Source organism: Polymorphospora sp. NPDC050346, from assembly GCF_040655695.1.
Lineage (GTDB): Bacteria > Actinomycetota > Actinomycetes > Mycobacteriales > Micromonosporaceae > Polymorphospora > Polymorphospora lycopeni.
On sequence record NZ_JBFAKM010000057.1, the window covers coordinates 23,442 to 33,343 of the forward strand.

The 9,902-nt window shown below is 67.6% G+C and carries 6 protein-coding genes; 1 reads left to right on the forward strand and 5 read right to left on the reverse strand.

The window, feature by feature from the left end:
- Nucleotides 1–184: 184 nt before the first annotated feature.
- From AB0I42_RS34595 to AB0I42_RS34615, 5 genes are all read right to left on the reverse strand, one after another.
- Complete coding sequence (locus AB0I42_RS34595) at nucleotides 185–3,679, reverse strand: alginate lyase family protein (RefSeq protein WP_357543980.1); 3,495 nt, start codon at nucleotides 3,677–3,679, stop codon at nucleotides 185–187.
- A 180-nt stretch (nucleotides 3,680–3,859) separates the two neighbouring features.
- Nucleotides 3,860–5,482, reverse strand: coding sequence for an extracellular solute-binding protein (locus tag AB0I42_RS34600; protein ID WP_357543981.1), 1,623 nt, complete (start codon nucleotides 5,480–5,482; stop codon nucleotides 3,860–3,862).
- 32 nt (nucleotides 5,483–5,514) lie between these two features.
- Complete coding sequence (locus AB0I42_RS34605; protein WP_357543982.1) at nucleotides 5,515–6,486, reverse strand: carbohydrate ABC transporter permease; 972 nt, start codon at nucleotides 6,484–6,486, stop codon at nucleotides 5,515–5,517.
- On the reverse strand, nucleotides 6,483–7,394 hold the full coding sequence (locus AB0I42_RS34610; RefSeq protein WP_357543983.1) for an ABC transporter permease subunit: 912 nt from the start codon (nucleotides 7,392–7,394) through the stop codon (nucleotides 6,483–6,485). Before AB0I42_RS34610 ends, AB0I42_RS34605 begins: the two co-directional genes overlap by 4 nt.
- The gene (locus AB0I42_RS34615) at nucleotides 7,387–8,676 is read right to left on the reverse strand and encodes a polysaccharide pyruvyl transferase family protein (RefSeq protein WP_357543984.1); all 1,290 of its coding nucleotides are present in this window, start codon (nucleotides 8,674–8,676) and stop codon (nucleotides 7,387–7,389) included. Before AB0I42_RS34615 ends, AB0I42_RS34610 begins: the two co-directional genes overlap by 8 nt.
- Nucleotides 8,677–8,756: 80 nt before the next feature.
- Between AB0I42_RS34615 and AB0I42_RS34620 the strand changes: the two genes are divergently transcribed.
- Nucleotides 8,757–9,761, forward strand: a complete 1,005-nt coding sequence (locus AB0I42_RS34620) for a LacI family DNA-binding transcriptional regulator (protein ID WP_357543985.1) — start codon at nucleotides 8,757–8,759, stop codon at nucleotides 9,759–9,761.
- The last annotated feature ends 141 nt before the right edge of the window (nucleotides 9,762–9,902 follow it).

Genomic DNA, 9,902 nt, shown 5'->3' on the forward strand with positions numbered 1-9,902 from the left:
GGAAAAACCCGGAAGTACCGACGCGAGTCATCGCCGGCGTGCCGGCACCACGGTTTGGTGCGCCGCCGTATGTGTGAGCGGCGCACCAAACCTCGTGCTTTGCGCAGAAACAGCCGGCGATCGAGTCGAGCGCGACGGGGCAGCGGCTCACCCATCCGCAGCGGTCGCGCTGCCGGCAACGCCGCTACCCGCCAGCTCCGTCGTTGCGGTCCGGGCGGTTGCTGGCGCCGGGCACGTTTGGCCGCAGGCGTTCCCGCTGGCAGGACTGAGCGACAGTGATGCTCTCGAAGGTGCTCTGCGTGGATGCGTAAAGCCCGACGCCGCCGCTGCGGACAACGGTGTCGCGAGCCTTCAGGACCTCGACGCCGTTCAACGTCACGGTGATGCGGTCGCCGTGAATCACGGCACCCAGTCGAACGGGGCCGGTCAACGGGTTGCTGATGGATGCCGTGCCCACCGTGACCGGACCCGACGCGTGAGCCTCGCGGATGATACTCGCGTACCGGGTTCCTTGGCTCGTCTTGCCAACGTGGATCCGATACCCGTACGAGTCCGTGGTGTCTCGCAGCGAGATTCCCGCGTTACCGACGGATCCGTTGATCGTGACCGTGGTCTCCGCGACATAGTCGCACGCCTCGGAGAAGCGTGACGGCAGTGTCGAGTCGGCCAGGACGTGCGCCCTGCCACCGGCAGGAGGCGTGAGGTGCAACTGACCCGAGGCGACGGACACAGCCCCTGTTATTGCCCGCCAGTTGGCCTGATCGATCCCTTCCCTGATCACGATGTTGTCGAAGGTCGCGGCCCGCCGATGCGTGAAGGCGGCGGCACCACCCGTCGGCAGCTGTGAGTCGTCCGCGGAGATCGACGTGTCGCCGACTTTGGCGGTCAGATGCTTCCCGATCGCGGAAACGACCAGCTTGTGCGGGGTATTGGCGCCGACGGGCAGTGCGGTCTCCGCGAGAATCGTGGTCGTCGCGTTGTATATCTTCACGAGCTGCAGCGTCGCCCCCGACGAGGAGTTGAGTACATTGGCCCGATAGTAGTTTCGGGAATCGTGGTAGCGGAACGCGAGACCGGTACGGGCCGTCGTCTGGCCGCGTACCCCAGGAACGATGTCCGCGGCCATAACCACGTCATCCGGTACATCTTGCAGCGCCGCGAACGACACAATGTCCGCGGTCGAGGTCTGTGCCAACTGCGTGTCCGGACCGGCGCCGGTTAGCGCCCAGGTGCCCTGCACCGGCGTCCAGCCGTCAAAGGATCCGTTGAAGTCGTAGACGGTGCGGTCCAGGCTGGCATCGGTGAACTCGTCGTCGAGCACGGGTGTCGGGGAGAACGACGCCTGGAGCGACACGGTGATGAGGTCGCCCGTGCGGGTGAACGCGGTCGGGGTCTCGTTCACCCGCACCGCGTTGACGTTGGGCGCGTTGATGGAGAGCGTGCCGGTGAACGGGTCCCCGAGCGAGATCTGGGCGGTCGCGCCTCGCAGTTCCACACTGACGTCGGACACCGGCGCGGATGCGGCGATAACGGTGGCGCCGTGGTCGACCAGCGACGACCCGCGGGTCAACGCGTACCGGGTAAGCCTGCCGCCCGAAGCACGCTCGAGGTAAGCGGTCTCGGCGTTGGTCGTGGCGGTCCCGAACGCCCTCGACGAGGGATTCGCCTCCCGCGACAGGTAGAAGCGTCCGGTCGCGTCCGGCAGGCCGATTTCCATCGCGGTCGCCACGGAGTGACCCACCCCGGGCATAGCGATGCGCCTCGCGGTCACCCCGGGCGCCGCGCCGGCCTGGCCGGGAACCACCACCGTGTCCAGTCCCGTCGACCCAGTGGCGCGCCAGTCGTACGACAGATAGTCGACGTCCGTGAGTACCTGCTCGCCGACGCGCACGGCGCCGTCCTCGTGGACAGTGGGGGTGAGCGCGGCGCCGGCCGGGGCGACCGGGACGAGCTGCACGCCGGCAACCGGTGCGGCTCCGGGCACGGTGTCGAAGCCGACCGTGGCGACCTTCGTATTCGGGTTGACGGTGACCGGATCACCAGGGAAGTGCCAGAGCTGCCGGTAATCGTGCGCGGCGGTGGCACCGGTGAGGTCGTCGGAGACGACCCAGTAGCCGGGCTTGACGAAGTAGACGACACGATCATGCACGATTGGCCGGTAGCCCTCCGTCGTACCGCGGTAGATGTCGAGGCCCGCGTTCGAGCGCCACAGCGACGTCGTGCGGGGGACGCCGGCGGTCTGCGCGCGTCCGTCGACCTCGATGGTGTTGTGCGCCTCGGTGGTGCGGCGCATCCAGTTGTTCGTCGGAGTCGCGCTGTAGTCCCCCACTCCGGAGTCGACGATCAGCGGGCGCCCGTACGCCGCCATCACCAGGCTGAGGTCGTCCGGATGCCGATGCGAGGCGGTGTAGCTGGAATTCTGGTTGTTGATCAGCATGTACCGCGCGTCGGCGTCCCACCCGGAACGCTGTACCGCGAAGCTGATCGGAAACACCGTGGACGGCAGCTTCGGGGCGGTCCCCTCCGTTCGACCGGAGGCGACCCAGGTGAAGTCGGGCCAGGAGTTGCGTGCACCGGTTCTGCCGATGGCGGCCGTGCCGGCATCGGCGTTCGGCGAGTCGCCCACCATCGCGACCTCAAGATTCGGCTGACGGGTCGCGAACAGCGCGTCCGCGATCCAGTCCGCCGTCTGGACGATCGAATCAGGAAGGGTCCGTCCGTTGGCATCCGCCAGTCTGAAGACGGTGTTGAGCAGATCCGCCACGTATGCCTGATAGTTGAACGCCGGCTCGCGGTACACACCGTCGCCTTTCACGTGCGCGCGCAGGAACCGCTCGAACGAGCGCACCGCGAACCACTCCCAGCCGGGCGATGCCGAGAACTCGGGCAGAAACACGGCCGCCGCGTAGACCGAGCGGGCCATGGACACGTACCAGTTGTTCCCGACATGTATCTGCATCACGCCGACGAGGTAATTCGCCGTGGCGTGCACGCCGGACAGGTACGCCACGAGGTCATTCGCGTCGATGCCCGGGTCGGTCCGGAACACTGCAAACGCACTGATCAGCTGCGCAAGCCGCTTGGCGGCCGACAGGTTGCGGCCCTGTGGCCAGCTCTGAACGTCGGCGAAGAAGTCGAGCGAGATGTCCATCCACGCCGCCGCGTACGCCGCACGCTTTACCGGGTCGCTCTCGAACGCGTAAGCGCTGATCAGTCTGGGCATGAACGCGAGGTCACTCATCAATGTCTGCGCGCCGCCCGGGGTGGTCTGCGTCCCACCCCAGGCGTCCTGCCAGTTGACGTCGATCCGCTGCTCGGCGTCGTTGTAGAAGTCGCGGGTCTCGGCGCCGAACCGGAAGATCCCCGCCGCGAGCTCATCGGCGCTCGCGTCGCCGCCGCCCCCGTCCGCGCTCGGAGGCAGGTAATGAACGTCGGTGCGGCCCGCGTAGAACACCTTGAGCTCGCCCGCGGCGCCCGCTTCATCACCGGCGGCGAGCTCTGCCGCCACCGCGGCGAGTTCCGGACGCGTCAGGTCGAGCAGTTCGCCGAGATCCGACATGTCGGCCGCGGCGGCCCTGCCCGGCGACAGGACTGTCGCCACCAGAGCCAGCACGAGCGCCGCAGCGGCACCCGCACGGGCCCGGCGATGCGTGTACCAGGGAAAATAGCTTCGTCTCACTATGGTCTTCTCCCTTACCCGTGAGAGTGTTGGCTGAGTCCTTCGACCGCGCCCGGGAGCGCCGAAAACAGTCCGCGGAGTTCGCGGTCTGGTTGGTGTTGCTCAACCCGGGTGGGTGCACTTCACGGCTCGGCGGCCGAACCGAACGGGTACGCCGGACCGGCCGCCGTGTCCGGCTCGTCAGCGACCCGCCTGCTCCTCGTACTCCGCCTTGATCTTGTTGCCCACCCGATCCATGAACTGCTTGATGGCCGGCTGCCACGCCGAGACGGGTTTGTTGCCCAGTTGGATCTCCAGCAGGACCGAGTCCAGTTCCTGCTGCGCGCTGGCCGCCTTGCTGGCGGCGGTCTCCGAGTACAGCCCGAGGGTCGGGTCCGGGACGGCAAGGGGGACGCCGGCGACCTGGTGGTCGTACTGGTCCTGCACGGCCTGGCGGTTACCGGGCTCGTAGATGGCGGGCGATGCCTCGGCGAGGTATCGCACGGGCAGGAATGTCTGGCTGCGCCCGCCCTCGGTGAGGGTCGGGTCGGAGCCGTTGCGGTTGAACGTCTGGCCCTCGACGCCGTACCGCAGGGCCATGTACTCGCTGCTGCCGAAGGGTGAGCACAACCAGTTGAGGACCTTGAGGATCTGCTTGATCCGGTCGGCGTCGTCGGTCTTGGCGATGGCGGTGAAGCTGGACAGCGTCGGACCGGGCGTGCGTACCTGCGTCCCCGTGCCGTCCCGGGTGGGCGAGAGCATGCCGGTCAGGCGGAAGCCGGGCACGTCTTTGGCCTGGCCGTAGAACTTGCCCCACCCGGCGTACAGGCCGATGGCGAACGAGGTCGTGCCGGCCAGCATCCACTGGTTGCGCTTGGTGTTGGGCGCGCCCGCCTGGTCGGGATGTATCACCCCGGACTTCACCAGCTCGACGGTGTCCTGGAGGGCCTGCGTGAACTGCGGTGTGGTCCCGGTGTGGGTGAAGACGCCGTCCTTGGCCTGCCAGGCGCCGGCGCCGCCGGGCCAGTTGCCGGTGATCCCGTTCATCTCCAGGATCGTGTTGAACGGGATCTGCCCGAACGCCCAACGGCCGGCCCGCTCGTCGGTCAACGCGGCCGCCATCTGCTTGAACTCGTCCCACGACGTGGGTTGGAGGCTCAGTCCGGCCTTGGCAAGCAGGTCGGCCCTGGTGTACAGCACGGTGCCGATCCGTGCCCGCGGCACCGGGATGCCCCAGATCCGTTGGTCGTAGACGGCGCCGCGCCAGGCATCGGTGGGCAGGCCGGCGAGGTTAGGGTAGGCAAGGACCGCGTCCCCGGACAGGTACTCGGTCAGGTCGGTGAATGTCGCCTTCAGCATGGCCGGCATCTGTTGGACGACGCCCTGGATAGCGACCATGTCCGGCAGGTCGCCACCGGCGATGGTGGTGGCGACCTTGCTCCTGTAGTCCGCCGACGCGGCGTACGTGATCTTCAGCTCGGTGCCGAGTTTGTCGTTGAGGTTCTGCCAGTAGGGGTTCGAGTCGAGCGCGGGGGCGATCGGGTCGTACGTGTACGTCAGCGCCGTGACGGCCTTGCCCTGCACCGGCTGCGACGCGGCGCTGGGGGCGGTCGGGTATGTGAAGTATCCCGGCGACACCCCGGCCGGCTCGGCCGCCAGGTCGGGCGTGGCCGCGGTGACGGGCTTGTAGGTGGGCAGCTTGACCGGCCCGGTCGAGCCGTTCGACGAGCTCGACCCGCCGTCGCCGCACGCCCCGAGCAGCGGGCCGAGCCCCGCTGCCGCGCCGAGTGCCAGGACGCGACGGCGGCTGAGGGTAGGTGCCATGACGTCTCCTTTCACATTGGGTGGACGACCGGTCAGCCCTTGACGGCGCCGACCATCAGTCCCTTCGCGAAGTGCTTTTGGATGAACGGGTAGATGAGCAGGATGGGCAGGATGGAGATGACGAGAATCGCCATCTGGACCGAGATCTGCGGTGGCAGACTCTCCAGGCTGGAGCTGAGCTGATCGGACCCGATCGGGGTGTCGTTGACGACGTAGGTGCGCAGCACCAGTTGCAGCGGCCACTTTTCCGGCGACTGCAGGTACAACATCGCGGAGAAGAACGCGTTCCAGTACGCCACCGCGTAGAACAGTCCGATCACGGCGACGACCGCCTTCGACAGCGGCAGCACGATCCGCAGCAGGATGCGCACCTCTCCGGCACCGTCCATAAAGGCGCTTTCCAACAGCTCGCCGGGGATTTCCAGGAAGAACGCGCGCATGACGATGACGTTGAACGCGTTCAACAGCACCGGCAGGATCAGTGCCAGGTAGTTGTCCAGTAGGCCCAGCTGCTTGACCGTGAGGTACATCGGGATGATGCCCGGGTTGAACAGCAAAGTGAACACCGTCATCAGTAGGATCGGCTTGTGCAGCAACGAACCTGGCCGCGACAGCGCGTACGCCAGAGCAATCGTGGCGACGAGGCTGAGTGCCGTGCCGACCGCGGTGATGCCGGCGCTCACCATCAGGGCACGGGTGACGATTCCGCCGGACAGGACGGCCCGGTAGGCGTCCAGCGTCGGTTCGCGCGTCCACAGCACGAAGCCGCCCGCCCTGCTGATCTCCTCCGGGGAGGCGATGCTGGTCATCAGCACGGCCCAGAACGGAACCACCACCGCCAGGCAGCCAAGGCCGAGCACGAGTCCCCGCGCACCGATCCCCAGCCTGCTGGGCTCGCCCATCCAGGCCGGGCGCTGGCCACGGCCCGAGCGTGGCCGCCGCGGCCGCCCGCCGCCGGCGGGGCGCGCCACGGACACCGCAGGCGACACAGTTCCGCTCGTCACTTGGTATACACCCCCTGCTCGCCCAGCGCGTGGGCCACCCGGTTCGCGCCGAGCACGAGCGCGACACCGACAATGCCTTTGATCAGCCCCACGGCGGCCGCGGTGCCCCAGTCCCCGCCGACGATCCCGTGGTTGTAAACGTATGTGTCGAGCACCTCGCTGGCACCGGCACCGACCTGGGCCTGCTGCAGGATGATCTGCTCGAACCCGACGGACAGCGAGTCACCGAGCCGCAGGATCAGCAGCAGGACGATCACCGAGCGGATGGCCGGCAGGGTCACGTGCCACAGGCGGCGAACCGCCGAGGCGCCGTCCACCACCGCGGCCTCGATCTGCGCCGGATCTACTCTGGACAGTGCGGCGAGGAAGATGATCGTCGACCAGCCGGTGTCCTTCCAGATCACCTGTGATGTGATCATGAGCTTGAACAGCTCGGGCACGCCGACGATGTGGAATGTCGACAGGTCGGCCGAGCGCAGCCAGCCGTTGAGCATCCCGCCGTTGCCGAACATCTGCTGGAACAGGGCGACCACGATCACCCAGGACAGGAAGTGCGGCATGTAGAGGATCGACTGGGTGAGGCGTTTGAGTCGTTCGCTGATCGTCGCGTTCAGGATCAACGCGAGGCAGATCGGCAGCGGGAACACGAAGACGACCTGGATCAACGTGATGATCAGTGTGTTGACGAGCGCGTTGAGGAACACCGGGTCGCCGGTGAGCACGGGCTCGAAGTTGTCCAGCCCGACGTACGGGCTGTGCCAGATTCCCAGGAACGGCTGGAAGTCCTGGAACGCGATGATGTTCCCGCCAAGCGGCAGATAGTGGAACAGCAGCAGCGCCGTGACCCCGGGAAGCGCGAGCAGCAGCAGGATCCGGTCGCGCCGCCAACGGTTGCGCAGGCTATGCATCGTCGCTCCCCACCGGGGTACCCAAACCGATGGGTTGGCCCGCAACGCAGGCCCGCACCGCCGCCCGCAGCGCGTCGTCGGCGTTCGCCGCGACCCTCCTGCTCCGGGCAACCGCGGGCGCCGGATCGGTGGCGATGTCGGTGACCGCCGCGACCACCGTCGCCGCGGCGCGATGGTCGAGCTCGATCACCAGGTCCGGGGCGCCGAGGTCGGCGAACATCTGGGACTTGGTCGTCTCGGTCGGCTGTCGAAGGTAGATGGTCGGGATCGCGTGCCGTGCGGCCAGGATCGGCGAATGGCACTCCATGCTGACCACCAGCGACGAGACGGCGTAGACGCCGGTCGCCTCCTCCAGCGGCCAGTACCGGTCCAGGAGCCGGACCTGCCCGAGCGTCTGTGGACTGAGCAGGCTGGGAAGGTGCTCGTGCGCCAGCTCGACGGCGTAGCTCATCTCGGGCACCACGATGGCCGGCAGGCCGCTGACGCGTACCCAGGTCTCGATCGCCGCCGCCAGCACTGCCAGGTCGTGCGTCACGGTCGCCCGGTTGACCGCGTCGCGCCGCATCTGCTCGCGGGTCGGATCCGTGCCGTAGATCTTCGCGTAGGGGCTGTAACGCAGCCGCGGGACAAAGCAGGCGAACCGACCAGGCTGCAGGCCGAGCCCCTCCAGCAGGCGGGCGGCCGCGACGGCGTCAGTATGGTCGAACGCGAACGTGCCATCCGGCCCGAAGGTGAGGTCGGGCCCGGTTATCTTCTGGCTGCGCAGGGTCGCGAGGGTCAACGTTTCGCGGCAGTAGACGAAGTCGGCGCCGTCGAAGCGGTCCTTGACGTCGTCGTCAAGGTAGGACGGTGGGAGCAGATCGACCATCTGGGCCAGCTCCGGCAACGTCGCCACGGTCGGTGGGCACAGCGGATCCACGGTGACCCCGAAGTACCCGTACGGGCGGCCCACGTGTCGGCGCCACCAGTCGATCTCGGTGCTCTGGAAGGCGTCGGCACCCGATCCGTGCATCAGGACATCCGCGCCGTCGATGGCGGCGGCCAACTCCGGGGTGCTGGGCCCGTCGCCGCCGAGAGTGCCGTCAACGACGCGCAGATCGGGCAACGCCTGTCGCAGCATGGATCGCTCGCGCTCCTCCAGCCGCACCGGCCAGAGGATGACCTCGACCTCGGGGGCGAACCGCTGGAACGCCCGCACGACACCAGGGGAGTGAGCCACGTCGCCGATGTTCACCGTTGCCCAGGACGACCGCAGGAGGACGGTGTGACGGGTCGATGTCATGGATGCTCCTTCGGTGACGTATCGTTAATTCAAAGTAAACTTGGTTAGACGTTACGTCAATATCCGAGGAGGCTTGCAACGTGGCAACGCAACGTGACGTCGCACGAACTGCTGGGGTGTCGCTCGCGGTGGTGTCGGCGGTGGTCAACGGCACGAGCCACACCCGGATGAGGGAATCCACCCGCACCCGGGTGCTCCGGGCGATGCAGCAACTGGGCTACCAGCCGAACCAGGCGGCGCGCTCGCTTCGACTCAACCAGACCGGCATGATCGCGATGATCCTCAACAAGCTCGACAACCCGGTCTACGGACCCCTGCGGCAAGGCGTCTACGAGGCGGCGGCGGAGCACGGCGCGACGGTCCTGCTGGGCGATGCCGAGACGATGCGCTCTGGCAGCCAGTTCCTGACCCGACTACTCAGCCAGGGCACGGTCGACGGCATCCTGATCCGCGGCGAAGGGCTGCTGGACGACGACGTAATGGCCGAACTCCGCTCCCACCCCAAGCCGATCCTCATCCTGGAGCACGCACCGGACCATCCCTGGATCGACATCGACGATCGCCGCGCAGGCGAGATCGCGACCCGGTTCCTGGTCAACCTCCGCCACCGCCACATCGTCTTCATCGGGGGATCGGGATACATCTCCCAGCAGCGCTACCTGGGCTACCGGCAGGCGATGGACTCCGCTGGGCTGGCACCGGCCCCACACCTGGCCACCGGGTTCGGCGAGCAGGCCGGCGCCGAAGGGCTCCGGCAGGCCATGCAGGCGGCAACCGCACCCACCGCCATCGTCGTCAACAACATCATGAGCGCGGTCGGGGTCCTAGCCGCCGCACACGACCTCGGCATCGCCATCCCCGACCAGCTGTCGGTGATCGGCATCCACGACGTCGACCTGATGCAACACCTGCGCCCGGCCGTGACCGCGGTCCGGATGCCCATGTACCAACTCGGCTGGGCCGGCGTCGAGGCGCTTTACGACCTGATCGCAGGACGGCCGGGCACGGGCGGTCTCATCACCGATCCCGAACCCGAACTGGTAATCCGAGACTCAGCGACTGCCCTGAACCCGCCGGGCACCTGAACCTCGCTGCCGTTGGTGCGCATCACATCGCAGCGGCGGTCCTGCGGCCGAGGATCGTGCTGCTGTGCGCCGATGGTCTGGTGAACACGCACGTCGCGGAGCGGTTGGGCGGTGGTCGTGATCGGCCCGGGCCGTTCCGGC